This is a genomic window from Exiguobacterium sp. s21, from assembly GCF_018617975.1.
In the GTDB taxonomy this organism is placed as follows: domain Bacteria; phylum Bacillota; class Bacilli; order Exiguobacteriales; family Exiguobacteriaceae; genus Exiguobacterium; species Exiguobacterium mexicanum_A.
Window position 1 is genome coordinate 1 of the sequence record NZ_JACSLF010000009.1, and the last position, 25,050, is coordinate 25,050.

At 51.6% G+C, this 25,050-nt stretch carries 30 protein-coding genes, 2 tRNA genes and 2 rRNA genes; 23 read left to right on the forward strand and 11 right to left on the reverse strand.

Annotated features, from left to right (window positions below; translation table 11 throughout):
- From rrf (KNP06_RS10670) to KNP06_RS10685, 4 genes are all read left to right on the forward strand, one after another.
- Positions 1-89 (forward strand): 5S ribosomal RNA (gene rrf / locus KNP06_RS10670); the annotation flags it as partial.
- A gap of 91 nt (positions 90-180) precedes the next feature.
- Positions 181-296: ribosomal RNA gene (gene rrf / locus KNP06_RS10675) — 5S ribosomal RNA — on the forward strand.
- Between the two features lie 109 nt (positions 297-405).
- Positions 406-1,278 (forward strand): GNAT family N-acetyltransferase, encoded by an 873-nt coding sequence (locus KNP06_RS10680; RefSeq protein ID WP_214764620.1) that lies wholly within the window; start codon positions 406-408, stop codon positions 1,276-1,278.
- Complete coding sequence (locus KNP06_RS10685; protein WP_214711861.1) at positions 1,271-2,209, forward strand: coiled-coil domain-containing protein; 939 nt, start codon at positions 1,271-1,273, stop codon at positions 2,207-2,209. Before KNP06_RS10680 ends, KNP06_RS10685 begins: the two co-directional genes overlap by 8 nt.
- A 9-nt stretch (positions 2,210-2,218) precedes the next feature.
- Here KNP06_RS10685 and KNP06_RS10690 read toward each other — a convergent pair whose 3' ends face one another.
- Positions 2,219-2,596, reverse strand: coding sequence for an HIT family protein (locus tag KNP06_RS10690; RefSeq protein ID WP_214788870.1), 378 nt, complete (start codon positions 2,594-2,596; stop codon positions 2,219-2,221).
- 51 nt (positions 2,597-2,647) lie between these two features.
- Between KNP06_RS10690 and KNP06_RS10695 the strand changes: the two genes are divergently transcribed.
- Complete coding sequence (locus KNP06_RS10695) at positions 2,648-3,295, forward strand: uridine kinase family protein (protein WP_214709373.1); 648 nt, start codon at positions 2,648-2,650, stop codon at positions 3,293-3,295.
- On the opposite strand, the gene KNP06_RS10700 is transcribed toward KNP06_RS10695, so the two are convergent.
- Complete coding sequence (locus KNP06_RS10700; RefSeq protein WP_214788873.1) at positions 3,290-4,069, reverse strand: sporulation protein; 780 nt, start codon at positions 4,067-4,069, stop codon at positions 3,290-3,292. The genes KNP06_RS10695 and KNP06_RS10700 overlap by 6 nt on opposite strands.
- A gap of 139 nt (positions 4,070-4,208) precedes the next feature.
- Between KNP06_RS10700 and KNP06_RS10705 the strand changes: the two genes are divergently transcribed.
- The 7 genes from KNP06_RS10705 to KNP06_RS10735 all read left to right on the forward strand — a co-directional run bounded on the left by KNP06_RS10705 (position 4,209) and on the right by KNP06_RS10735 (position 7,649).
- Positions 4,209-4,285: transfer RNA gene (locus tag KNP06_RS10705), tRNA-Met, on the forward strand.
- A gap of 25 nt (positions 4,286-4,310) precedes the next feature.
- A tRNA-Met gene (locus KNP06_RS10710) sits at positions 4,311-4,387 on the forward strand.
- A gap of 105 nt (positions 4,388-4,492) precedes the next feature.
- Positions 4,493-4,942, forward strand: a complete 450-nt coding sequence (gene tsaE, locus KNP06_RS10715) for a tRNA (adenosine(37)-N6)-threonylcarbamoyltransferase complex ATPase subunit type 1 TsaE (protein WP_214711880.1) — start codon at positions 4,493-4,495, stop codon at positions 4,940-4,942.
- The gene (tsaB, locus tag KNP06_RS10720; protein WP_214764626.1) at positions 4,939-5,595 is read left to right on the forward strand and encodes a tRNA (adenosine(37)-N6)-threonylcarbamoyltransferase complex dimerization subunit type 1 TsaB; all 657 of its coding nucleotides are present in this window, start codon (positions 4,939-4,941) and stop codon (positions 5,593-5,595) included. Before tsaE ends, tsaB begins: the two co-directional genes overlap by 4 nt.
- Positions 5,588-6,073, forward strand: coding sequence for a ribosomal protein S18-alanine N-acetyltransferase (rimI, locus tag KNP06_RS10725; protein ID WP_021065388.1), 486 nt, complete (start codon positions 5,588-5,590; stop codon positions 6,071-6,073). Before tsaB ends, rimI begins: the two co-directional genes overlap by 8 nt.
- Entirely contained in the window at positions 6,045-7,067 is a 1,023-nt protein-coding gene (tsaD, locus tag KNP06_RS10730) for a tRNA (adenosine(37)-N6)-threonylcarbamoyltransferase complex transferase subunit TsaD (RefSeq protein WP_214788876.1), read from the forward strand. The genes rimI and tsaD overlap by 29 nt, the downstream gene beginning before the upstream one ends.
- Before the next feature lie 15 nt (positions 7,068-7,082).
- Positions 7,083-7,649, forward strand: coding sequence for a hypothetical protein (locus KNP06_RS10735; protein ID WP_214788879.1), 567 nt, complete (start codon positions 7,083-7,085; stop codon positions 7,647-7,649).
- A gap of 50 nt (positions 7,650-7,699) precedes the next feature.
- On the opposite strand, the gene KNP06_RS10740 is transcribed toward KNP06_RS10735, so the two are convergent.
- Both KNP06_RS10740 and KNP06_RS10745 read right to left on the reverse strand, forming a co-directional pair.
- Positions 7,700-8,107, reverse strand: a complete 408-nt coding sequence (locus KNP06_RS10740; protein WP_214788882.1) for a hypothetical protein — start codon at positions 8,105-8,107, stop codon at positions 7,700-7,702.
- The gene (locus tag KNP06_RS10745; protein WP_214788884.1) at positions 8,104-10,005 is read right to left on the reverse strand and encodes an ABC-F family ATP-binding cassette domain-containing protein; all 1,902 of its coding nucleotides are present in this window, start codon (positions 10,003-10,005) and stop codon (positions 8,104-8,106) included. The genes KNP06_RS10740 and KNP06_RS10745 overlap by 4 nt, the downstream gene beginning before the upstream one ends.
- A 149-nt stretch (positions 10,006-10,154) precedes the next feature.
- Between KNP06_RS10745 and KNP06_RS10750 the strand changes: the two genes are divergently transcribed.
- From KNP06_RS10750 to tatC, 3 genes are read left to right on the forward strand one after another with little or no spacing between them, the layout of a single operon-like run.
- Positions 10,155-10,811, forward strand: a complete 657-nt coding sequence (locus KNP06_RS10750) for a redox-sensing transcriptional repressor Rex (RefSeq protein WP_214788887.1) — start codon at positions 10,155-10,157, stop codon at positions 10,809-10,811.
- Entirely contained in the window at positions 10,811-11,029 is a 219-nt protein-coding gene (locus KNP06_RS10755) for a twin-arginine translocase TatA/TatE family subunit (protein WP_131472774.1), read from the forward strand. Before KNP06_RS10750 ends, KNP06_RS10755 begins: the two co-directional genes overlap by 1 nt.
- 3 nt (positions 11,030-11,032) lie before the next feature.
- Entirely contained in the window at positions 11,033-11,821 is a 789-nt protein-coding gene (gene tatC, locus KNP06_RS10760; protein ID WP_214788889.1) for a twin-arginine translocase subunit TatC, read from the forward strand.
- A gap of 67 nt (positions 11,822-11,888) precedes the next feature.
- Here tatC and KNP06_RS10765 read toward each other — a convergent pair whose 3' ends face one another.
- Genes KNP06_RS10765 through KNP06_RS10780 form a run of 4 tightly spaced genes read right to left on the reverse strand, consistent with a single transcriptional unit; the run spans position 11,889 to position 15,864 of the window.
- The gene (locus KNP06_RS10765) at positions 11,889-12,713 is read right to left on the reverse strand and encodes an energy-coupling factor transporter transmembrane component T family protein (RefSeq protein ID WP_128124276.1); all 825 of its coding nucleotides are present in this window, start codon (positions 12,711-12,713) and stop codon (positions 11,889-11,891) included.
- Positions 12,704-14,401, reverse strand: a complete 1,698-nt coding sequence (locus KNP06_RS10770; protein WP_251131578.1) for an ABC transporter ATP-binding protein — start codon at positions 14,399-14,401, stop codon at positions 12,704-12,706. Before KNP06_RS10770 ends, KNP06_RS10765 begins: the two co-directional genes overlap by 10 nt.
- Positions 14,402-14,459: 58 nt before the next feature.
- Positions 14,460-15,011, reverse strand: coding sequence for an ECF-type riboflavin transporter substrate-binding protein (locus KNP06_RS10775; protein WP_114166722.1), 552 nt, complete (start codon positions 15,009-15,011; stop codon positions 14,460-14,462).
- A gap of 13 nt (positions 15,012-15,024) precedes the next feature.
- Positions 15,025-15,864, reverse strand: a complete 840-nt coding sequence (locus KNP06_RS10780; RefSeq protein ID WP_114166721.1) for an SAM hydrolase/SAM-dependent halogenase family protein — start codon at positions 15,862-15,864, stop codon at positions 15,025-15,027.
- A 450-nt stretch (positions 15,865-16,314) separates the two neighbouring features.
- Between KNP06_RS10780 and KNP06_RS10785 the strand changes: the two genes are divergently transcribed.
- A complete protein-coding gene (locus KNP06_RS10785; RefSeq protein WP_114166720.1) occupies positions 16,315-16,608 on the forward strand; it encodes a YesK family protein in 294 nt (97 codons plus the stop codon).
- A 191-nt stretch (positions 16,609-16,799) separates the two neighbouring features.
- On the forward strand, positions 16,800-18,146 hold the full coding sequence (locus KNP06_RS10790; RefSeq protein WP_214711917.1) for an FAD-dependent oxidoreductase: 1,347 nt from the start codon (positions 16,800-16,802) through the stop codon (positions 18,144-18,146).
- A 33-nt stretch (positions 18,147-18,179) separates the two neighbouring features.
- Here the strand turns inward: KNP06_RS10790 and KNP06_RS10795 are convergent, their stop codons facing one another.
- Positions 18,180-18,362 carry a PspC domain-containing protein gene (locus KNP06_RS10795; protein WP_114166718.1) on the reverse strand — a complete coding sequence of 61 codons (183 nt, stop codon included), beginning with the start codon at positions 18,360-18,362 and terminating at the stop codon, positions 18,180-18,182.
- A 237-nt stretch (positions 18,363-18,599) separates the two neighbouring features.
- On the opposite strand from KNP06_RS10795, the gene KNP06_RS15330 reads away from it, so the two are divergent.
- From KNP06_RS15330 to KNP06_RS10810, 3 genes are all read left to right on the forward strand, one after another.
- On the forward strand, positions 18,600-18,866 hold the full coding sequence (locus KNP06_RS15330) for a hypothetical protein (RefSeq protein ID WP_251129723.1): 267 nt from the start codon (positions 18,600-18,602) through the stop codon (positions 18,864-18,866).
- A 118-nt stretch (positions 18,867-18,984) separates the two neighbouring features.
- Complete coding sequence (locus KNP06_RS10805) at positions 18,985-19,569, forward strand: NADPH-dependent F420 reductase (protein WP_114166717.1); 585 nt, start codon at positions 18,985-18,987, stop codon at positions 19,567-19,569.
- A 93-nt stretch (positions 19,570-19,662) separates the two neighbouring features.
- A complete protein-coding gene (locus KNP06_RS10810; RefSeq protein WP_199666979.1) occupies positions 19,663-19,821 on the forward strand; it encodes a hypothetical protein in 159 nt (52 codons plus the stop codon).
- Positions 19,822-19,897: 76 nt separating this feature from the next.
- On the opposite strand, the gene KNP06_RS10815 is transcribed toward KNP06_RS10810, so the two are convergent.
- Complete coding sequence (locus KNP06_RS10815; protein WP_131472784.1) at positions 19,898-20,107, reverse strand: YdiK family protein; 210 nt, start codon at positions 20,105-20,107, stop codon at positions 19,898-19,900.
- A 16-nt stretch (positions 20,108-20,123) separates the two neighbouring features.
- Complete coding sequence (locus tag KNP06_RS10820) at positions 20,124-20,819, reverse strand: CPBP family intramembrane glutamic endopeptidase (protein WP_251131579.1); 696 nt, start codon at positions 20,817-20,819, stop codon at positions 20,124-20,126.
- A 214-nt stretch (positions 20,820-21,033) separates the two neighbouring features.
- On the opposite strand from KNP06_RS10820, the gene groES reads away from it, so the two are divergent.
- The 3 genes from groES to KNP06_RS10835 all read left to right on the forward strand — a co-directional run bounded on the left by groES (position 21,034) and on the right by KNP06_RS10835 (position 25,028).
- On the forward strand, positions 21,034-21,318 hold the full coding sequence (gene groES, locus KNP06_RS10825) for a co-chaperone GroES (RefSeq protein WP_021065365.1): 285 nt from the start codon (positions 21,034-21,036) through the stop codon (positions 21,316-21,318).
- 43 nt (positions 21,319-21,361) lie between these two features.
- Positions 21,362-23,002, forward strand: coding sequence for a chaperonin GroEL (gene groL, locus KNP06_RS10830; RefSeq protein WP_131472786.1), 1,641 nt, complete (start codon positions 21,362-21,364; stop codon positions 23,000-23,002).
- A 607-nt stretch (positions 23,003-23,609) separates the two neighbouring features.
- Positions 23,610-25,028 carry an RNA-binding domain-containing protein gene (locus tag KNP06_RS10835; protein ID WP_214788896.1) on the forward strand — a complete coding sequence of 473 codons (1,419 nt, stop codon included), beginning with the start codon at positions 23,610-23,612 and terminating at the stop codon, positions 25,026-25,028.
- Positions 25,029-25,050 lie beyond the last annotated feature (22 nt).

A 25,050-nucleotide genomic window follows, 5' to 3' on the forward strand; every position in this document is an offset into this window, starting at 1 on the left:
CCCGTTCCCATGCCGAACACGGAAGTTAAGCGCTTCAGCGCCGAAAGTAGTTGGGGGTCTCCCCCTGTGAGGATAGGACGTTGCCAGGCCAACGCGAAGGACGATCAAGCATCCGCTTGGTCGTTCTTTTTTTCATAAAAGTGTTGACGAATGGGATATATAATGCTAATATAAAAATTGTCTAGTGGCGATAGCGAAGTGGTCACACCCGTTCCCATGCCGAACACGGAAGTTAAGTACTTCAGCGCCGAAAGTAGTTGGGGGTCTCCCCCTGTGAGGATAGGACGTTGCTAGGCCAACGCGAAGGACGATCAAGCAGATGCTTGGTCGTCCTTTTTTGTCGTTTCCTTTGAAACTTTTCATCTAATCTTCTCGTATGAAGAGACAGAAGAGGGGGAGTCAAGTATGCAAATCCGTGAAGCGACAGTCTCAGACTACAAGGCGTTCACTGAGGTTTCACGAGCGAGTTTTAAACAAGAGGCAGATCGTCTCCGATTACCATATCGGGACTTAAATATTGAACCACCGGGTTATGATGACGAGGCGATGAGCCTGTATTTGATTGAACAATTGATGTGTTATGTCATCGAACATGAAGGACAAGTCGTCGGGGGAGCCGTCGTGACGTTGACAGGGAAAGATTACGGACGGATTGACCGCATCTTTATTCATCCATACAGACAAGGTAAAGGGATTGGAAAACGGGTACTACAGTCAATCGAGAAGCTTCATCCGACTGTACGAATTTGGGAGTTGGAGACATCAGCAGCCCAACCCCACAATGTGGCATTTTATCGGGCAGTCGGTTACCAATCCGTCTTCGAATCAAGCGAAGAGGTCTGTTTCGTCAAACGAGTAAAGCAACCCGTAGATGAAGCAATCACATTGCGATATGAAGAGCGCTCGATCAAAGGTGCCCAAGCGTATGGAATGGATGCGAGTCAAATCGCCATCACGAATAGTAACGTCTCAGAACTACGGGCCAGCAATTGTAATTTCACGAGGAGCCAATTCCGCAATATTAACTTCAGAGAAACCGAGTTCGACGACTTGAATCTTTCCGGCTCACAATATCGATTTGTCACCATGTACGAGTCAGGACGGGCGACGACGTTCTTCCATACAAACCTGACGAACACGATTATGAAAAACTGTCGGCTTGATGGGGTCCAGATCGAGGATTCATCGATTGACGGCTTAACGATTGATGGGGTACACGTCAAAGACCTGTTAGAACATTATCGAAAAGAAACTGGAGGAATGAAACGTTATGAGTGATCTCTACCAAACCCAACACGACTTACAACAACAGATGGCAGAACGGGACCGACTCGCCCGGAAATTAAAAACACTCGACAAGCAAATTGCCGAACATGAAGCTGTACGAAAGCAACTTCTCAATTCGTTTACGAAAGAACAACGCGATGTCTATGACTTAGATTCATTCTCGCTCGTCAACGCATGGCGTAAACTCAGGGGAACATTCAACGAACAAAAAACGATTGAATTAGAAGAGGCGGCCCGGGCCGAATTGAAGTTACGAGAACACGAGGCAATGGTCGATGAGTTAGGGCTTGAACGTCGTGATTTATATGAAACCTTTGAGAGGTATAACGGGATTGACGCAGAGTGGGAAGCGTTTGTCAAAGAGAAAGAAGCCCACTTGAAGCAAGATCCTGAGGTCAGAGAAGCGTTATATCGACTCACCAATCAACAAGTAGAGACGAATGAGGTGCTTGTTGAATATAAAGAAGCTATCGGTGCTGGACATTCAGCACGGACGGCCATCTCCAAAACACTTAAACATCTCGATAGTGCGAAAGGTTGGTCGACATATGATACCTTCTTTGGAGGGGGCTTGATTGCGACAGCGATGAAACATGATGCCATCGATGCTTCAGAGCGGAAGATGCATGAACTTCAAGCCGCACTCGAGCGATTCTCGCGGGAGTTGGCTGATGTGAAAGGCGTCGTCAGCGGATTACAGATTGAACGCGGATCACTGATCCAGTTCGCTGACTATTTCCTCGACGATATTTTTTCGGAATGGACGATGCATGGACGAATCAACGAGTCACTGGATAAAGTGAACGGGCTCGATCGCGAAATCGCTAAACTGATCGAGAAAATGACAAGAGAAGTCGAACGTTTGGAGCGACAACTCGAAGAAATAGAAGCGAAACGAAAACAGCTCATCCTTACGCGGTGAGCTGTTTGGTCATTCTGGTCGTTTCAACCAATGGCGTAACCCTTTCCCGGCATGGGGACCTGCCGTGTAACGCGGGATGACATGCAAGTGCGCGTGAGGCACGGTCTGGTTTGAAGCGGTCCCGACGTTCCAACCAAGCGTATAGCCGTCAGGGCCATATGTCTCTTCGAGGAACACCTTCGCTTCGTGGAGCAGTGTGTATGTATCATGCCATTCGAAAGGCGTGAGATCGAACGTCGTCGCTCGGTGTTGTTTCGGTACGATGACGCCTGAACCGACGAGCACGTCCTGTTCACGATCATGCATTAAAAAGTAGCAGGTCTCGTTCTCGGCAACGATTCGTTGTGATGGATCAAGCTGTGGATGACAAAATGGACAAGTGGACATTGGATTGGTACACTTCCTTTCTATATGAAGTGTACCAAAAGGGGGATTCAAATGAATGATTTGATCGATTATATCGTCGACGAAGTCGGGCAAGAAAGACATACGGTCATCGGGATTTCGGGACACGGAGGTGCCGGCAAGACGACGTTCGCTGATGCTTTACGTGCGCGTCTCGGGGACGTGAACTATATCAATACCGACCCTTACATCACGGATTCGATGTTACGGAAGAGTGCCATGCTCGACTATACGGTCGACGGTCAAACGCATCACTACAAGATGACGGCCTGTCATCCTTCCGCGCATCACTTGCTGTCACTCGAGCGTGATGTCCGGATGGTACGGGAAGGCATCGGCTTTTATACGATCGACGTCCCGTATCTCGAACGGACGTGGATTGATCCAGCAAAACGAATCACCATCATCGAAGGGATGAGTGTCGCCTTCCTCGAACCTCACTATTTCGATGTATCGGTCTATTTGTATACGGATAGCGACACTGAGTTCGCCCGTCGTTCTGTTCGGGACATCCAAGAGCGTGGGATGGACCTGGGCTACTTGAAAGCCTCGCACGACGAGCGTCGGTTTCAATATGAACTGTTCATGCATCCGCATCGTGAGAAGTTCCAGACGGTCGTCTCGACAAGCGATAATGTTTGGACGATTGAGCGGAGCCCACAAAAAAACCGCTCATCATGAGCGGTGGCTGCGTAACGTTTCTTGGATCCCGAGCCCGAGCCGATCTTGTTCGCGCTCGAGTTGGTCCCACGTAAGCGAGCGATGGCGTAACGTGACGTCGTTCGCAATCGATTCAAGTGTGCGTTGCTTCTCGATGTTGTCGAGCCAGTAATAGACGTCGACCCCGTCCTCGTCGACACGCCAGAACGATTTGACGACTTCGAACTCGTCGGCCCAGTCACCGACCGGTTTGAATCCATACTTCTCGACGAACGGATACGGTCGTTCTTCTCCGAGCGGGTCGATGACGTTGCGGACGAACATGAGCTCGAGGCCTGCATGTTCGGTCGCCTCTAACAAGCGTTTCAAAGCGGGGAGCGGTTCGACTTCGACATTCTCGACAACATCGAACCAAACCCGTTTGCCGTCCGTGTCCCAGACGGTCGCTTCCACACTATACGGAGCGCCCGCTGTCGACGGGGCATACATCGTTAAATCAAACGTGAACGGGATATGCTCTTCAGCACCTGGTTCGAGGACGACCGATAGAGGGATTGGGACTTCTTGAAGATCGGCCTCGCGGTTGAACTCATTCCCTTCGAGCGTGATGTCTTTGAAGGTCGTCAAAAAGTTAAGCGTCAACTCCTGTAGTCGCACGACATGTGAAGTGGTGTTCGATACGCGTAACGTTCCATGGACGGTTTCGTTCGGGAGAAACGGTACGGTGTGAAAATAGACGGATGCATCCAGTTCGGAAAAGAACCATTTTTTAAAGCGATTACCCCATTTCGACATGACGGTCGCGCCCCTTTTCTCTAGTAAGTTACACTCCTTATCATGTTCCCGATTCCAATTCTCAAAAAACATTTAGAAAAAGGTTGCATTTTATAACTACTTCACTTATTATAGAGGATGTCGAAACAATTCAAACCATCGCGGGGTGGAGCAGTCTGGTAGCTCGTCGGGCTCATAACCCGAAGGTCGTCGGTTCAAATCCGGCCCCCGCAACCAATTTTTATTTAATTTCATATGTCGTCGCGGGGTGGAGCAGTCTGGTAGCTCGTCGGGCTCATAACCCGAAGGTCGTTGGTTCAAATCCAGCCCCCGCAACCAATTTTTTAAATGAGATAGCGAAACGATGACGTTTCGTGTTTTTTTTTGCGCAAAATTGAGTGTACAATGAGTACGTATCGCTAGAACCACTAAAGGAGAAACATCATGTATACATTGATTACCCATTCTGCGGCCGAAACGCAGGCGGTGGCAGAAAAACTCGCCACGCTCGTCAAAGCCGGAACGGTCATAACGTTGGACGGCGACCTCGGTGCCGGCAAGACGACGTTCACCCAAGGCTTTGGTAAAGGCCTCGGCGTCACGCGTAACGTCAACAGCCCGACGTTCACCATCATGAAACAATACCAAGGGCGCTTGCCGCTCTATCATATGGACGTCTATCGTCTCGAAGACACGGGGGACGATATTGGCCTCGAGGAATACATCAACGGTGATGGTGTCGCCATCGTCGAATGGTCGAACTTGATCGAGTCGTCACTTCCGACGGAACGGCTCGCCATCACAATCGAGCGAATCGGGGACGAGGAACGTCAACTGACGTTCGCGCCCGTCGGCGACACGTACGATGCACTCGTGAAGGAGGTGCTCGCATGAAACAACTCATGATTGACACGTCGACGACACGTCTGTCTGTCGCCTTGAGTGAGCACGGACAGATTCAAGCCGAGGCGACGGTCATGGTCTCGAAAAACCATGCCGTCACGCTCATGCCGATGATCGAACAACTGATGAGCGCGGTCAAATGGACACCGACCGAACTCGAACGCATCGTCGTGACGACGGGACCAGGTTCATACACGGGGATTCGCATCGGTGTCACGACAGCGAAGACGCTCGCCTACACTCTTCAGATTCCGCTCGTCGGGGTCTCGGCGCTCCGTCTTATGGCGGCAGCCCCGAACACGGAGCTCCCAGTCGTCGCGCTCATCGACGCCCGCCGAGGGAATGCCTATATCGGGCATTATCAACAGAACGAGGCCGTCACACCCGACCGTCACGCCTCGGTCGCCGCTTGGCTCGAAGTCAATATCACAGGACCGTTCGTCGTCGTCGGCGACGTGGAGCCGTTCCGTGACGCACTCGCGTCTTACGACTATACCGAAGCACCGGCCGCGCATAGCTACGGCCGGGCGAGCGATCTCGTCGCCTTAGGTGAAGTCACGAATGATGTCCATGCGTTTGAGCCCGAGTATCTTCGTCTCGCTGAGGCGGAAGCGAAATGGCTCGAGGGACAAAACAATGGCTGATATTAAAATCCGGCGCATGACATGGCTCGACGTCGAAGAAGTGACCAAGGTCGAGGAGGCCTCGTTCGCTATTCCGTGGACGAAAGAAGCGTTCATGAACGAGATGCTCCGCAATGACCAAGCGATCTATTTCGTCGCTGTGCATGAACGACGCGTGGTCGGCTTCGTCGGGGTTTGGCAAATTGTAGACGAGGGGCACATCACGAACATTGCCGTCTTACCGGAATATCGGGGGCAAGGCATCGGCAATCTTCTGTTGACGCAACTCGTTGAATTCGCCCGCTCGAAGTCACTCGCGGCGCTCACGCTCGAAGTTCGTGTCTCGAACATTGGTGCCCAAAAGCTGTATGAACAGTTCGGGTTCGAAAATGCCGGTCGCCGGAAACGCTACTATCAAGATAATAATGAAGACGCCTATATTTACTGGGCGAAGTTAGGAAGTGAAACAGATGGACACATCGCTCATCCTCGCGATTGAGTCGAGCTGTGATGAGACGTCCGTCGCGCTCGTGCGTGACGGTAAGACGCTTTTATCGAACGTCGTCTCGTCGCAGATTGAAAGTCATAAACGGTTCGGTGGGGTCGTGCCCGAGGTCGCCTCGCGTCACCACGTCGAACGGATCACCTACGTCATCGATGACGCCCTCAGTGAAGCGGGCGTGATGATGCAAGACGTCGACGCCGTCGCGGTCACGCAAGGACCGGGTCTCGTCGGGGCGCTCCTCGTCGGAATCAGTGCGGCCAAAGCGCTCGCCTTCGCCCATAATAAACCGCTCATCGGCGTCCACCATATCGCCGGACACATCTATGCGAACGAACTCGTCGAGGAGATGGAGTTTCCGCTCGTCTGTCTCGTCGTCTCAGGCGGACATACAGAGCTTGTCTATATGCCCGAGCACGGTGTATTCGAAGTCATCGGTGAGACGCGTGACGATGCGGCCGGAGAAGCGTACGACAAAGTCGCGCGGACGCTCAGCCTGCCTTACCCGGGCGGTCCAGCCATCGACCGTCTCGCAGCCGACGGTGAAGACACGTATAAGTTCCCGCGGGTTCGGCTTGAAGCAGGAAGTTTCGATTTCAGCTTCAGCGGACTCAAGTCGTCGGTCATTAATGCGGTCCATAACGCCGAACAACGCGGGGAGACGGTCATCCCTGAAAACTTGGCGGCCAGTTTCCAAGCGAGTGTCGTCGAAGTGCTCGTCGAGAAAGCGATTCGTGCCGTGAAAGAAAAAGGAGCGAAGCAATTGCTCGTCGCGGGCGGTGTCGCGGCCAACCGTGGGCTCCGCGCTGCGCTCAAAGAAGCGACGGACCGCGAAGGCATCCGCCTCGTCATCCCACCACTTGATCTATGCGGAGACAACGCCGGTATGATTGGGGTCGCGGCACATCACGCGTATGTGCGCGGAAAGCGCGATACACTGGCGATGAATGCGGTTCCTGGGTTATCCTTAGAAGAGAGCATGACAGTCTAGGGGGAAAATATACAGATGATGAAACGCATAATCATTGGAGGTCTCGTCGTACTGCTCGTCGTCGCGACGTTTTTGCAAGTACGGGAGATTATCCGCGCTTATAATATCGCCTATCAAGAAGAAATCGTGCCGGAAGCGACACGCGTCCGGTCGCTCACGGGAGCGGAATCGCTCGAAGGCATCGGCCGGGTCACGGGTGAGAACACGCTCGTCGAGACGTTGTATGGCTATAAGAGCTTAGACGATCAAGACATCGAAAGCGTCATCGTCGTCGACCGCAACCTCGGCGTTCAACCGAAAGCGAGCGATGCGTATTACGAGATTGCGCCGGGACGAGAAGCGACCGAAGAAGAGGCGGCGAAGTTCGAGGACATTGTCAACGAGTTTGACGAACAGCAACTGTTCGCCCAAGTCATCTCGACGCATGAGGCAAAATATGTGACGAACGACGAAGAGGCGCTCACATTCTACAAAGTGTTCGTCCGTGACGTCGATACGAACGAGTACGTGTTCTTCATCACGGAAGACGGCATCAAGCTCGACTTCCACACGCGCGGTTTCCAACCGCTGCGTTACTTCTAAACGTAAAACAGGGAAGCTAATCTCCATCATGGAGAACGGCTTCCCTGTTTTTATACGTCCGGATGACGTTTCTTTTGTTTATACCACATATTCACCCAACTCACGATAAAGACGATTAAAGCGAGCACCCACATGAGGAGCGTCGACTGATAGAAGTGGCCCCATACCGAGCCGGGCGTGTAAAAGCTGTGCACGGTCACATCGACCGGCCAGACGACGAGGCGGATAAAGAGCGTGCTCACGAGCAGACCGCTCAACAAGCTGATGACAATCCCGCTCCACGTCTGGATGATGAAGCCGATGACGACCGGGAGGAAATAAAACAAGAACGACGGGACGACGGTCGGTTCCCCACGAATTAGTTCGGATACGTATTCCGTCCCGGTCGGCACGATGTAGGCGAGACCGGTCAGGAAGGCGTGCATCCATTCGATTCGCATCGCACGGAATCGCATCATGAATGGAGCTCCTCCCATTCTGCATACAGCGCCGTGATCGATTCTTTCGTCGCATCGGACTCGGTCGATAGTTCCTGTGCCCGGGCGAAGTCGTTGAAGACGTCCGGTTCACACAACAGTTGCTCGATTTCTTCGAGACGGGCCTCGTGTTGCTCGATCGTGAGCTCGATCTCCTCGATCCGTTGTTTCATCCGGCGTTCCTCGCGTTGTTGTTCCTTGTCGGCGCGCTGTTTCTTGACGATGACTTGTTTCGTCTCTTCACGGGCGAGTCGGGCCAGTTCTTCAAGTTCTTCTTTCTTCTCAACGTAATACGAGTAATCGCCGAGGTATTCGTCGATGCCGTTCGGTGTGATCTCTAAGACACGTGTCGCGAGCCGGTCGATGAAGTAACGGTCGTGCGATACGAACAAGATCGTGCCCGGATAGTCGACGAGGGCGTTCTCGAGAATCATCTTCGAGTCGAGGTCCAAGTGGTTCGTCGGCTCATCCAAGATGAGCAAGTTCGGCTGCTCGAGCTTCAGTTTCGCGAGCGTCAAGCGGGCCCGCTCTCCACCCGACAGTTCATGGACGCGCTTCATGACGTCGTCACCGCTGAATAGGAACTGTCCAAGCAGGCTCCGCACTTCTTGTTCGCGCATGAGCGGCCAGTCGTTCCAAATCTCGTCGATGACGCGGTTGGCATCCGACAAGTTCTGTTGTTCCTGGTCGTAGTAGCCGATCTCGACGCCGGTGCCGTAGCGGATGTCACCGGTGAGCGCCGGCTGTTGTTTCGTCAACACTTTCAAGAGCGTCGATTTGCCGACTCCGTTCGGACCGACGAGGGCGACCGATTCGCCACGCTGCAATTGGAAGCGGAGATGATGGGCGATCGGCTCCTCATAACCGATGGCGAGGTCGCTGCCGCTCAACACGTCGTTCCCGCTTTGGCGTTTGATTGAGAACGAGAGGACGGCACTGCGCTCGTCACCGTCCGGCGCTTCCATCCGGTCGACTTTTTCGAGACGCTTGCGGACACTCTGGGCCCGTTTCGTCGTCGTCGCCCGGGCGATGTTACGCTGGATGAAGTCCTGCATCTTGGCGATCTCTTCTTGTTGCGACTCGAACTGCTTCTTCTCTTGCTCGTAGATGGCGGCCTTCTGTTCGAGATACTTCGTATAGTTGCCGACGAAGCGACGGCTCCGATGGCGTGACAACTCATAAACGACCGAGACGACACGGTCGAGGAAGTAGCGGTCGTGGGAGACGATGAGGACGGCGCCTTTATAGCCACTCAAATACTTCTCGAGCCAGCCGAGCGTCTCGATGTCCAAGTGGTTCGTCGGCTCATCCAAGATGAGCAGGTCTGGACTTTGCAGGAGCATCTTCGCGAGGGCGAGACGTGTCCGTTGTCCACCGGAGAGCGTATCGATACGGCGCTCGAAGTCGTCCGGATAGAAGCGCATCCCGTGAAGCACAGAGCGGATCGTCGCCTCGTATTGATAGCCGCCGCGGTCTTTGAACGTATGTTGTTCTTCATCGTAAGACGACAGCAGGCGCTCATAGGCGGCCGGGTCGTTCAAGATGCACTCAGATCCCATGTCTTGTTCCATGCGGCGGAGCGTTTTTTCCTGTTCAATTAAGTCGGTGAAGACGGTGAGCATCTCGTTCCAAATCGTCTCGTTCGACTCTAACCCTGAGTCTTGGGCGAGATAACCGATCGTCACGTCTTTCGGTTTCATGATATCGCCCGAGTCATAGTTGTATTCCCCGGCGATGACTTTGAGCAATGTCGACTTGCCGGCACCGTTACGGCCGACAAGCGCGACGCGTTCGCCTTCTTGAATTTCGAGTTTGACGTTCTCTAAAATCGGCTCGACGCCGAATGATTTCGATAAGTTATTGACTTGCAGTAGGATCAAGTGAAAAAACCCCTTTCTCTCTATTTAGTATACTTTATTTCTTCCCCTTTTCAGGTATATTCATTGAGTGGTCATGTGAATTCGTTTACAATCAAGGTGTATGAAATTAGATTCGTTTGAAACGCGTCGTAAAAAGGAGGCTCTTTCCGTTGAGTCAAAACGAACCAAAGATTCCGCAAGCGACAGCCAAACGGTTGCCACTATACTATCGGTTTATCCAAAGCCTACATTCATCAGGAAAACAGCGTGTCTCTTCTGCTGAGCTGAGCGAGGCGGTCAAGGTCGATTCGGCCACGATCCGTCGCGATTTCTCGTACTTCGGTGCGCTCGGTAAAAAGGGATATGGCTATAACGTACAGTATCTGTTAGACTTTTTCCGTAAGACACTGAATCAGGACGAGATTACGAACGTCGCCTTGGTCGGGGTTGGTCATCTTGGGACAGCTTTCGTCAACTATAACTTCCTTAAAAACAATAACACACATATCGTCGTCGGGTTCGACGCAGACGAGACAAAAGTCGGCACGACGATGTCCGGTGTCCCGATTCATCACGTGGATGAGATGGAACAGATCATGAAACAAAACAAGATTGACGTCGCCATCTTAACGGTGCCGTCTAGCTATGCGCAGCCTGTCGCGGATGACTTGGTCCGCTTCGGCATCAAAGGCATCTTGAACTTCACTCCGGCCAGGCTTACTGTGCCGGACACGGTCCGCGTCCATCATATCGACTTGTCGATCGAACTCCAGTCGCTCATTTACTTTATGCAACACTATCCATCTGCTGAGGGGGTCCATCAATAATGGAATTACTATCATCGTTGCTCGTCGTCGGTATTCCTGGGGGAGCGAGTATCTTCATTATCGCCATCGTCGCGCTCATCATCTTCGGGCCGAAGAAATTGCCTGAATTCGGACGCGCCGCCGGACAAACGCTCCGTGAGTTCAAAAATGCCACAAACGGCATGATGAACGAACATGACGAGAAAGACAAGAAAGAAATTGAGAAGAAAGAGCAGTAAGCGATGAGCCATCAACCTGATCAAGAACGGGCACTGTCCGACCACTTGACAGAGCTGCGGAGACGACTGATGCTGTCGGCATTTGTCGTCTTTGCCTTCTTTTTGATTGCTTTGCCGAGTGTCAAATATGTGCTCACCTATCTCCAGGCCGACCTCGTCGAACGAGGGCTTGAATTGAACGCCTTTGGGGTCGCGGACCCGCTCATGATTTATTTGAACTTGGCGCTCGTCATCGGTCTCGTCGCGGCTGGTCCGTTTCTACTGTATCAACTGTGGGCGTTTGTCGCACCTGGTCTGCATCCGAACGAGCGGAAAGCGACGCTCGCCTATATTCCGATCATCTTTATCTTGTTCCTCGTCGGTTTGGCGTTTGCCTACTATTGGTTGTTCCCGCTCGTCCTCGATATCTCGACGGACCTCGGGCAAGACCTTGGTCTGACGCAAATCATCGGGGCGTCGAACTACTTCACGTTCTTGCTGCAACTGACCATCCCATTCGGACTGTTATTCCAGTTGCCGGTCGTGACGATGTTCTTGACGCGCATCGGTGTCGTGACGCCGTACTTCCTGTCATCGATTCGGAAGTACGCCTACTTCGCCTTGTTCGTCGTCGCGGCCTTTATCACGCCGCCGGATTTGACCTCGCACCTCATGGTGTCACTGCCGCTCTTCTTCTTGTATGAGATCAGCTTATCGATTTCACGTATCACGTACCGGGGCGTGCTCCGACGTGAGAAAGAGGCGATGGTGAAAGAACAGATGGATTTGATGAAACAAATGAATGAGAAGTAAGCGGGGCGACCTCGCATACACAAAAAGGCACGGATCTCCCGATACAGGGCGACCGTGCCTGTTTTGTTTAGAACGGATTATAAAAACGGCTGCCGTCATAAAATGTCACACTGAACGAGAAAATCGTCAGCAACAAGACAAGGCCGATCGCCAAGAAATCGGCACGCGTCATCGGGCGCTGATTGTACCACGTCCGTTTTCGCTCGGCACCGAAGCCACGCAAGTCCATGGCGTTACTGACCGTCTCGATCCGTTCGAGACTCGTGAACAGTAGCGGGAGCAGGATATTCAAGCTATGCTTCGCTCGTTTCAAAAGTGGACCGTGCGTGACGGTGACGCCGCGCGCTTCTTGCGCGTCCGCGATGGTGCGGAAGTCTTGTTGGACGTCCGGAATATACCGCAACGCGAGCGAGACCGCGAACGCCACTTTATACGGTACACCGATTCGATTCAACGATGACGCGAACTCGGTCGGATGGGTCGTCACGAGAAACAAGACGGCGACCGGCACGATGACACTGTATTTCAAGATGAGATTGAACAAATAAAACAGTTGCTCTGCCGTCAACGTGAAACGGCCGATGCCTTCCCACAGGACGTGACGTGTCCCGTATATGGCCACACCTTGCTCGGGTTCGAACAGATAGACGGCAAAGGCGTTAATCAGAACGAACAAGGCGGTGAACACGAGAACGAATCGGACTTCGCGAAACCGGATGCGAGACACGAGGAACAGTCCGACGCTCGCGAGCCCTAACAGAAGCAGGACGCGCGTGTCGTATGTGAACATCGTTGCCGTTGTCCACAAAAGAAAACCGATTAACTTGGTCGTCCCTGTCAGACGATGGACGGGTGAAGGTCTCTCGATATAACCAAGCATTTCTACTCCCATTGCGAGCGCTCCTTTCTTTCAGCTTGAATCACCGAATGAAGGAACGGCCGGACCTCGATGTCGAGATGCTGCGCCACGGTGAAGAGGGATGTTTGTTTGAGATGGGCATGACGCAACAACGACTCTTGGGCGAAGAGGGCAAACGGCTCGCCCGCATAACGAATCCGGCCGGCCTGAAGCAAGCAGACTTGGTCGCTATACTCGAGAACGAGATGCATATCGTGTGTGATGATGAGCAAGGTCATCCCGTCCTGTTTTAAGCGCTCTAAAAAGTCCATCATCTCGGAGTAATGCCGATAATCCTGTCCCGCCGTCGGTTCGTCGAGAATCAATACGTCAGGTTGGCGGACGAGAATCGAGGCGATGGTCACACGCTTCTTCTGACCGAAGCTCAGCGCTTGAATCGGCCAATTGCGAAACGGATATAACCCGCAACGTCGAAGAGTCTCCTCGAGCCGGCGCTCTTCTTCGTCCACGTCTAACGCGAGTGCCTGCATCCCGTACCGGACTTCTTCGCGTACGGTCTGTTTCGAAATCATATGATTTGGATTTTGCAGGACGAACCCGATTCGTGTGGCCCGCTCGGCGATTGACTGTTTCGTCACGTCTGTCCCGTTCAAACAAATCTGTCCGTTCGTGGCTCGTTGATATCCGCTCAATACTTTGGCGAGCGTCGACTTGCCGGCGCCATTTTGGCCGACAAGTGTCGTCAACGTACCGATTTCACAGCGCATCGATACCTCTTCTAATACGGTCTCGTCTGTCCGATAGTGGAAGCTGACGTGATTGAGTTCTAGTGAAGGAGACGCCTCAGAAGGGACGGGTAGCGTCTGAGTGTTCAGTCTTGATACGATCGGTTGCCGCTCGAACCGGTCCAGAAAGGCTTCTGGTTGGCTCGGTTTGTCGTCTGGCCGGATTGATATGTCCGCCCAACGTGCCGCACTCAAATAGAGCGGTTCCCGTAAACAGGCGCGAGCGAGGCTGCCGTCGCTCAACACGTCGTCGGGATGCCCATCGGCGACAATCTCACCGTCGACGACGACAATCATTCGATCGAATGGGACGGACAACACATCTTCGATTCGGTGTTCGACGACGACAAGTGTCCGTTTCGTTTCACGTTGCAAGCGATCCAGCAGTGCCATCGCCTCGCTTCCGGCGAGCGGGTCGAGATTGGCAAGTGGCTCATCAAACAACAAGATATTGGCATCTTCGACGAGAACACCCCCTAAGGCGGCCCGTTGTCGTTGCCCGCCGGATAAATCGTTCAGTCGATGAGTGAGCAGGTGGGCGACGTCGGTCAGACGGGCGACACGTTCGACGGTGTCATGCATCTCAGGACGAGCGACTTGTTTGTTTTCTAAGGCGAACGCGATATCTTCACCGACAGACAAGCCGATGAATTGGGTGTCTGGGTCTTGCAGGACGGTTCCAATCAAAGCGGAACGATCAAAAAGGGAGAGCGTCCGTGCGTCGATGCCGTTGATGAGAACGTCTCCTTCCCACGTCCCAGGGTAGGAGAACGGGATGAGTCCGTTGATGCATTGGGCGAGTGTACTCTTGCCCGATCCCGATGGTCCCACGATCAAGACGCGCTCTCCTTCTTCGATCGTCAAATTGATGTCGCGCAGTGTCGGTTCGGATTGACTGCGATACGTAAATGAAAAACGGTTGAACTGAATGGTCATGTCGAGCCCTCCAAGCAAAAGGAGCTGACCATGATTCATATCATGGCAGCTCGTTTAATCATGCTTCTCGTTTGAGACTTCCTGCTTTACTACGTGTGTTGGCATAAGCGACGAGGAGCAACGTGCCAATCACTCCGACCGTCAAAATGTTCGACGTGGCCGCAACTGCGCCTTGGACGAATACTTTGTTCGCCGGCTCCGCATAAATCAAAATATCAAGGACCGGTGCAATCAAAATCCAACCGATTGCTTGCACGATGGCCTGCGTCACGTTAAAGAGCAAGATGCCTTTCGTCGTGAGGCCGCCTGCCTCGATATTGATGCGACGCGCCACGAGCCCAATCCCGAATCCGACGAAACCGGAGACGATGACCCAGCTCCACCAAGGTGAGCCATAAAGAATTGCGTCTTTTAAGGCATGTCCGATCAATCCAATCAAGCCAGCCGTGACAGGTCCGAATAAGATGGCCATAAAGGCTAGAAAAGCGTAAGACGTTTCAATCGATGTGTTCGGTACACCGGTCGGGATGGCCGCGAATCGGCTTAAGATGATAAAGACGGCTGCGCCGACGCCGGTCGCCACGATTTGTTTCGTTGTAAATGTGTTCATGAAAAATTCCTCCTTATTTGGTTTTCAGACAAATTCGCCAGTCGTTACCGATGCCGATTTCGTATGCATGCGCGAATGAGCCTTGGTTGAGGGCGATGGCGACTTGATCGAGCGAGTTGATATAGACGACACCCGAACCGATTGGGACATCGGCGAACGACCGGCCGAACAGCAGAGACTGCTCGTAGATGGTGCGGCCGCGATGGTCGACCGTGACAGTCACACGGCTACCGATGTCGATGCCGGCTTCCCGGACGAGGGAGACGGGAATGTTCGTCCATACATTTCCGAAACGAATGTCGAGAATCTCAACGATACCGATGGTGTGGTCGCCTTGTCGTTGTGCCGGTGTCCGGTCGAGCAGAACAATCTCCTCAAGTGGAAGCAGCGGACCGACATCCTCAAACGTGATGGCGTGGCTCGAGAGACGCGCCCCGGTAAACGCGAAGATGTCTCGGCCGTGGAACGTGTACGACTCGCCCATGTGCGGCAGGCGGTGTTTGTGATCATCCAATTGACGCACTTCGGCAATTAATCCGGCTTGGCAAAGGTGTGTCAACGTCCCGTTATCCGGGGTGATGACATATTGGTTGGCACGCGTGCGTGCGACGACGCTCTTTCGGTTCGATCCGACGCCAGGGTCGACGACCGACACGAATACGGTCTGTCCCGTCCAATAGGGTACGGTTTGGACGAGCCGATACGAGGCTTCCCAAATGTGGAACGGTGGGATGTCGTGCGTCAAATCAAAAATACGAATGCTAGGATTAATGCTATGGGCTACGCCATACATCGCACTGACCGCCCCATCACTCACACCAAAATCCGATTGCAACACCAATGCTTCTGTCATCTTCGTCTCCTCCTTCTGGACATGCGCCCACAAAAAAGACACCACGCCCTAATTGCTCAGGACGTGATGTCTGATCACGTGGTACCACCTTCGTTCATGGTCTGACTCGCATCAAACCACCTCAAGGAGTGCAAGACTCCAAGGAATGCTAACGGTATCCGCCATACCGGTCGATTCTACTGACGAGCGATTGCCCGCGTTCTGTCGACTGCTCCAGGACCATCTTCAAGTGGGAGATTCGCTTCATTTCCAGCATCAGAAGCTCTCTATACAATCTCGGTCACTATCTCTTCCTATCCGCGCATGCTATACAATTAGTCTGAAAATTTAAACTAATCTTACAACCAGTTGAAGTAGGATGCAAGCGTTTTTTATTTTTACGACAACTGACGTGCTAAACTAGAACTGACAAGGATATACAGCATCATATCGGATAAAGAGGGAGAAGCGATGGCTTGGGAGTACTATGGGGACGCGCTCATTATCGTTGGTGTGATGACGACGATTCTATTGATTGTTGGACTGAACTTTTTGAAGTCACGATTCAGGAGAAGACTTATCTTCTCGTTGACGCTGCTCGTGATGGGGTACGTGGTGTTCCTCATCGGCCTCGTCCTCGTCCGCGGTTGGGACGAAATGGGCTGGAGCTTGATTGGCTTCAGTTTGTACGTGATCGGTTTCATCATCTATATCGGCGTCGTCACTTACCGCTGGTTTAAAGCAAGACGCAAGACCCATTCATGAATGAACCGTTCCGGTTGCGGGACGGTTTTTTGTTGTCACACAAGGAGTTCAAACTTTAGACATAATTACGTGAAAAGTTGAGCAAAGGTATTGTCAAACTGTCTTGTGAAATAGTACACTAATTTCAGAAAGTAAATGTGATATTTATCACAAACACTAACTTGCCTAACACTCAAAGGAGAGACAACCATATGAAAATCGCAGTCATCGGATGTACACACGCAGGAACAGCAGCAGTCAAAGGATTACTCGCCAAGCACGACAATCTCGACATCACGGTGTATGAGCGGAACGACAACGTCAGCTTCCTCTCATGTGGGATCGCCCTCCACGTCGGCGGTGTCGTCAAACGTGCGGAAGAGCTCTTCTACGCGTCACCGACTGAGCTCGAAGAACTCGGTGCGACAATGCGCATGAAGCACGACGTGTTGAATATCGACACGGAAGCGAAGACGGTCCATGCGAAAAACCTCGACACCGGGGAAGAAGTGTATGACACGTTCGATCGTTTGATCGTCACGACTGGTTCATGGCCGATCGTCCCGACGCTTCCTGGCATCGAGATGACTGGGATTGAGCTCTGCAAAAACTATGGTCACGCCCAACGCATCATCGAGCGGGCAAAAGACGCGACGAACATCGCCGTCATCGGTGCCGGTTATATCGGTGTCGAACTCGTCGAGGCGTTCGAAGTGTACGGCAAACACGTCACGTTCATCGATAGTGCCGACCGCATCTTGAACAAGTATCTCGACAAGTCGTTCACCGACCAACTTGAAGCGGACATGACGGCACGAGGAATCGACCTCGAGCTCGGCCAGACGGTCGAAGCGTTCCGTGGGACAGACGGAAACGTCACGCACGTCGTGACCGATAAAGGCGAGTTCGAGGCCGACCTCGTCATCCTCTGTGTCGGCTTCCGCCCGAACACGGGACTCCTTGAAGGCCAAGTCGACATGCTCGGCAATGGCGCCATCATCGTCGACGAGTATATGCGTACGAGCAACCCGGACGTCTTCGCGGCTGGTGACAGCTGTGCCGTCTATTACAACCCGGCGCGCACACATGCCTATATCCCGCTCGCGACGAACGCCGTCCGCATGGGAACGCTCGTCGCTGAGAACTTGATTGCACCGCGGGTCCGTTATCAAGGGACGCAAGGGACGTCAGGTCTCCGTCTCTACGATTGGAACATCGCTTCATCAGGTCTCACGGAAGAAGCGGCCGGTCTGTTCGGCCTTGACGTCGAGAGCGTCGTGATTGAAGATGCGTACCGTCCGGAGTTCATGCCGACGGCGGAACCGGTCCAGTTCAAACTCGTCTATGAAGTCGGCACGCATCGCGTCGTCGGCGGACAAGTTCTCTCGAAAGCGGACATGACGCAATCGGTCAACACGTTGTCGCTCGCGATCCAAAACGAGATGACGGTCGAAGAGCTCGCTTACGTCGACTTCTTCTTCCAACCGCATTACAACAAGCCATGGCACTTCATCAACAGCGGGGCGCTCGCAGCGATGAAAGATAAAGTCAACGCATAAAAATAACTCGGGAGCCGCGGCTTCCGAGTTTTTTTATAGATAGCGTGGGGCGTTCTTCATCGAGTTGGCGAGAATCATATAGATGAGGACGTTCCCCGGTACGATTAAAAAGAGCAGACGAACACCGAGCGGGGACAAGTCGAAGTATTCAGCGATGCCGCCACAGACACCCAAGAGTGAGCGGTTCGTGGCGGATTTGCGAAGCGGACGTTGCATAAGCAGGACTCCTATCTCACATGTGATATGAAAATTTTACCATACAGACTTACTGGAAATGTATAGGTTTCGTAGGTTTTTTTTCGTCTGAAGCCGGGGAAGTGGTAAGAGAAAGCAAATGTGTCACCTGGTCCTGTCAAAGGAGGAGCCCATATGGCTAAGAAGGAAAAATAACCGTACCATATCGTCACGTTCACGTTTCCAGAGGAGCCCATCTCGTATCAAGCGTTCAGCAAGTTGAAAAAGTATCACGCCGAAGGACTCGTCGGGTTCGAACAACTCGTCATCATCAAGCGTGAAGACAACGGTGCCTTCTCGTTCGAGGATGCCGTTCAACTGACACCGACGAACAAGTCGACCAAAGGCGCGCTCATCGGTATGGCCGTCGGGATTCTGTTCGGTACGCTCACGGAAGGACTCATCGGAGGAACGAAAGGTTTGAAACACGTCCAGAGCATTCAAGAGACGTTCAAACGGACGGTCGGGAATATCGAGCCCGGATAGACCGGGGTGATGGCGATCGGGGAAGAGTTCGATCACTCGGTGCTCGATGGACTCGCGGCTGAACTTGGCGGCACGGTGACACGGACGGACGAAGAACTGTGAAGGGGAGTCGAACTACATGAAGATTGGCATTTTAGGAGCAGGGAAAGTCGGACGGACGCTCGGGCGCAAGTTCGAAGATGTCGGCTATGAAGTGTTGTACGGGACGCGCTCGGAGCGCGAAGGGACGATGTCGCTCCAGGAAGTGGCGTCGAACGCGCAAATCTTGTTAATGACGACGCCGTTCGCGGCAGCGGTCGATTTGATTCAATCGCTCCGGGACTTGGACGACAAGATCGTCATCGACGTGACGAATCCGATTGCCAAAGAGTTTGACGCGATTGAGCGGCCGGAAGGGAAATCAGGGGCCGAACATCTGCAAGAACTCGCGCCGCACGTCCGCATCGTCAAGGCGTTCAACCAGACTGGCGTCGAGAACTTGGAGAACCCGAACATGTCGATGATGTTCATCGCCGGTGACGAGCAGGAATCGGTCCGGGCCGTCCAAGACCTCGCCTCGAAAATCGGTTTCGACGCCCATACGCTCCGTCACTTGAAACTAGCGCGAGAGCTCGAGTCGCTCGCTTGGCTATGGATTCATTACGCGACGAAAGAACGGAAGCACCGGAACTTCGCGTTTTACTTGAAAGAGAATAATTTCTGACGATCAAGACGGCCACGCGAGTGCGTGGCCGTCTTGCGTAGGTACACGTATAATAGGGATGAACACCAATTTCATTGTCGTAGGAGGATATACATGGGCTTCGCCATTTTGACATTTATCGTCGCGTTTATCCACGTGATCGCGGGAGCGGTCGTGTTACATAAATATCCGCAACATAAGTCGATTGCCATCAGTATGATTGTGCTCGGTTTCCTATATGGACTGTTGACGGTCGGATTTATCGTGTTATAGAAGAACATAGAAAAGACCGGTCAGACTTAGGCCTGACCGGTCTTTTCTGTCCCAAGCGGAGTCGCTTGGGATTTTCTTATGCCGATTTATCGTTGTTCTCTTTTTTGGCTTTTCGGGCAAGTGTTAAAATCTGATACACCTTGAAGAAGTCATACGCGGCTACGGCGATGATGAAGTACGTCCAGAAGCTGAAGCCGTACTCCTGCACCGAGTAGTAGGCGAGGACGGTGAACAGAATCCCGAACGAGAGACTGAACAAAAACATAACTTTTAAGTGTCGCGGCATCAATGCCACCTCATTTCTACATTAAGAATAATACGACCATGACGAGCGCGTTGTTGAACGCGTGAATCGCGATCGGTACGATCAAGCGACGCGTCTTGGCGTATGCGACCGTGAAGGCGAAGCTCATCGCCACGTAAACGAGAATCTTGTTGTCACCGTGAATGAGCGCGAATAAGAGCGAACTGACCGCGAAGGCAATCCAGAACCCGAAGCGGGCACTCAAGTTGCCGAACAAGATATGACGGAACAGAATCTCTTCCATGATTGGTCCGAGCAAGACGACCGAGAGCGTCATGACCGGGACGAGACGGACGATGTCCGCGATTTGCTCGGTGTTCTGGGAGCCCATGACGTCACCGGAGATCCACGTCTCAATCAAGTTGGCGACGATGACGAGCCCGTACTGCATGAGGATCCCGAGCCCGATCCATTTGACCGTGTCGTTCAGATTCGACTGGATGCCTTGCTGCTTATACAGCTTCAAGTCGGGCCAGAGCAAGAAGAGCGAGATGATGATCGTCAAGCTGAATCCGATGGCGAACCAGAGCCCGGTTGCCGTCGGCGTAATCCATTCCGGACGCACTCCGCTAATCAATACCGGAAAGAACTGAACAAACGCATACAGCAGAATCGGGATGATATGCCGAATCCGAAGGTTAGGCGCCATCGAAAAACGGGTATTTATCGATTGGTTTGAGTTTAGTGTAGCCAATTCAACACGTCCTTATTCCTAAGAGTCAACGTTCCTTTTCACCATTGTAACAAATAAGGTCTCTTGACCGCGAGTGGAAGCTTTTTTTTTGATGTTCCCGCTTGCATTTTCAGTCGTCTCATACTACACTAATCAGTGTTAGCACTCCTTTTTGATGAGTGCTAAAACTTACGATTCAACGATACATCATTCATATTCGGAGGAGGTTTTTTCTATGTTAAAACCACTAGGCGATCGCGTCATCATCGAAGTCGTGGAGAAAGAAGAAAAGACGATCGGAGGCATCGTGCTTCCTGACACGGCGAAAGAGAAGCCGCAACAAGGACGCGTCCTCGCAGTCGGTACAGGCCGCGTCACGGACCAAGGTGAGCGGATCGCGCTCGACGTCAAAGAAAATGATTTGGTCATCTACTCGAAGTACGCGGGTACCGAAGTGAAGCATGAAGGCAAAGAATACTTAATCGTTCGAGAGAGCGACATTCTCGCAATCGTAGGCTAAGACTCACCATTTTTCAAAAATCTTGTTTAGGGGGAAATGAACAATGGCAAAAGAAATCAAATTCTCAGAAGATGCACGTCATGCGATGCTTCGCGGTGTCGACGCACTCGCTGACGCGGTAAAAGTAACAATCGGACCGAAAGGACGTAACGTTGTCCTTGAGAAAAAGTTCGGCTCACCGCTCATCACGAATGACGGCGTGACGATCGCGAAAGAAATCGAACTCGAAGACCACTTCGAAAACATGGGCGCGAAGCTCGTTGCTGAAGTCGCCTCGAAGACGAACGAAGTCGCAGGGGACGGTACGACAACAGCGACAGTCCTCGCTCAAGCGATGATTCGTGAAGGTCTCAAGAACGTGACAGCGGGCGCAAACCCGATGATTCTTCGTAAAGGAATCGACAAAGCAGTTCGTCGTTCACTCGAAGAGTTGAAAGAAATCTCGAAACCAATCGAGTCGAAAGAAGCGATCGCCCAAGTCGCGGCCATCTCGGCAGCGGACGAAGAAGTCGGCGAGTTGATCGCTGAAGCGATGGAGCGTGTCGGCAACGATGGCGTCATCACGATTGAAGAATCACGCGGCTTCACGACAGAACTTGACGTCGTCGAAGGGATGCAGTTCGACCGTGGTTACTTGTCACCATACATGATCTCAGATTCAGACAAGATGGAAGCGGTGCTCGACAACCCGTTCATCTTGATCACCGATAAGAAAATCTCGAACATCCAAGAGATCATCCCAGTGCTTGAGCAAGTCGTACAACAAGGGAAACCAATCCTCATCGTTGCGGAAGACATCGAAGGCGATGCGCTCGCAACACTCGTCTTGAACAAGCTCCGCGGTACGTTCAACGCGGTCGCAGTCAAGGCACCAGGATTCGGCGATCGTCGTAAAGCGATGCTCGAAGACCTCGCGACGCTCACAGGCGGCCAAGTCATCACTGAAGACCTCGGCCTCGAGCTCAAGTCGGCAACGCTTCAACAGCTCGGACGCGCATCGAAAGTCGTCGTCACGAAAGACACGACAACGATCGTCGAAGGTGCTGGGGACGAAGCGGCAATCAAAGCACGCGTTCAAACGATTCGCAACCAAATCGAAGAGACATCATCTGACTTCGACCGTGAGAAACTCCAAGAGCGTCTTGCGAAACTTGCAGGCGGCGTAGCCGTCGTCAAAGTCGGCGCAGCGACAGAGACGGAACTTAAAGAACGTAAGCTCCGCATCGAAGACGCGCTCAACGCGACACGTGCAGCGGTCGAAGAAGGGATCGTCGCAGGTGGTGGTACGGCGTTCATTAACGTCATCCCAGCCGTTCGTGCGTTGCTTGCAGAAGTGACAGCGGATGAAGCGACAGGTGTCAAACTCGTCCTTCGTGCCCTCGAAGCACCGGTCCGTCAAATCGCGGAAAACGCGGGTGAAGAAGGTTCGGTCATCGTCGAGAAGCTCAAAAACGAGTCGGTCGGCATCGGCTACAACGCCGCAACTGGCGAGTACGTCGACATGATCGCACACGGAATCGTCGATCCGGCGAAAGTGACGCGTTCGGCGCTTCAAAACGCAGCATCTGTCTCAGCCATGTTCCTCACTACGGAAGCGGTCATTGCAGACAAGCCAGAACCAGCAGGAGCTGGCGGCGGCATGCCTGATATGGGCGGCATGGGTGGAATGGGCGGTATGATGTAAGTCATACGCTTTAACGAAAACCATTCATCAGCGAAAGCTGGTGGGTGGTTTTTTTGTCTTTGACATAGTTCATGTTACAGTCATAAAATTCTTGTTCAGCTTATTGGGGCCCATCAAGCCTCGCTCAGCTGAACAAAGGAGCCACCAAGTTCCCATCAACCCCCACTAAGCTGAACAAAGGAGCCGCCAAGTTCCCATCAAGCCTCACTAAGCTGAACAAAGGAGCCGCCAAGCTCCCATCAAGCCTCGCTCAGCTTAATAAAGGAGCCACCAATTTCCCATCAAGCCTCACTAAGCTGAACAAAGGAGCCGCCAAGTTCCCGTTAAGCCCCACTAAGCTGTACAAAGGAGCCATCAAGTTCCCATCAAGCTTCACTATGCTGAAAAAAGGAGCTACCAAGTTCCCAACAAGCCCCACTAAGCTGAGCCAAAATATCAGATACGTACTCACCTAATTGAGTTAATAACAAATGCAGTATGTTAGAGGAAATAAGAAGATTTTAAACTTTTGTGAGCCCAATGGTAAAATAATTGAGGGTATAATAGTCTTGCGTTGAGGGTTATGATTCGTGAAGAATAACATAGAAATAGGTAAGGGGAGCGGAAGATGAGGAAAGAGCTAATAGATGAGATTAGTATGGGCAGTGAAAGTATTACTGTCGAATTCAAAGAGGCGCATAATAAACTTCCGAAAAGTCTGTATGATACAGTTTGCTCTTTTTCAAATCGACAAGGGGGAAATATATATTTAGGAGTATCTGACGAAGGTGACATCACTGGCGTTGACCCTAAAGCAGTTGCACAAATGAAAAAAGATTTTGTAACAACCACTCAGTCAGCTCAAAAAATTGAACCGCCTCTCTACCTTGATATACAGGAGTATCAAATCGAGGATAAAACGATTTTGCATATTTTTGTACCGAGTAGTTCTCAAGTTCATCGCTTGAATCGTACAAAAATTTACGACCGGAATGAAGACGCTGATATCGACATTACACATAATACGATTCAAGTACAACAAATGTATAATCGAAAACAAGCTGATTATACTGAGAGAAAAATCTTCCCTCATGTGAACATGGAAGACTTAAGAATCGATTTGATTGAACAACTGAGGAAAACGGCATTAGCACAAGAATATTATAGGGCTTGGACAACGTTTGATCACCTTGAAATCCTTAAATCTTTAGGTATGTATAGTAAAGACTATACAACTGGTGAAGAAGGTTTTACTTTGGCAGCTGTCATCACATTTGGTAAAGACGAAGTCATTTCTGCCGTACTCCCGTATTTTAGAATTGATGCTCTAGTTAAAAAGAAAGACATAGAACGATACGACGATCGTGAGAATATAAGAACAAATTTGATTGAGAGCTATAGTCGATTGATGAGTTTTATTAAAAAGCATACATCTGACAAATTCCACCTTGAGGGTGATCAGCGAATTAATATCCGGGACATTTTGTTCAGGGAACTGATAGTGAATTTGCTTGTTCATCGGGAATATTCGAATGCTTTTGTATCGAAAATCACTGTCTACAAAGATCATTTAACTTTTGAGAATGCGAACAAACCGATTCACCCAGGTATCATCACTGAGGGAATGATTGCTCCCTATCCAAAAAATCCGACTATCGCCAGAGTTTTTAACATTTTAGGGTTGATTGATGAGTTAGGATCCGGTGTTAACAAAATATTTAAATACACGAAAATTATGTATGGATCCAGTCCTATCATCTCGAATCAGGATATCTTTAAAGTACAAATCGATGGTCAAGGAGATTTAGACGCAATGTTGAATCTGCTTCACTTAAGTGATTCTCAGAGAGCGCTAGTGCATTATTTAGAAAACGGTGAAGCGTATACGTCAAAATATCTTATGCAAGTGGTGGGGTTAAAAGACCCGGTAACTTTCAGAAAAAGTGTTTTAAATCCGTTAATTGAGCTACGACTCGTCAAGCGAACGATTCCAGAAAAGCCGACGAGCCCTAACCAAAAATACAAAATCAATAAAGACTATTTTTGAAAAAATCAAAATTGATTTTGAG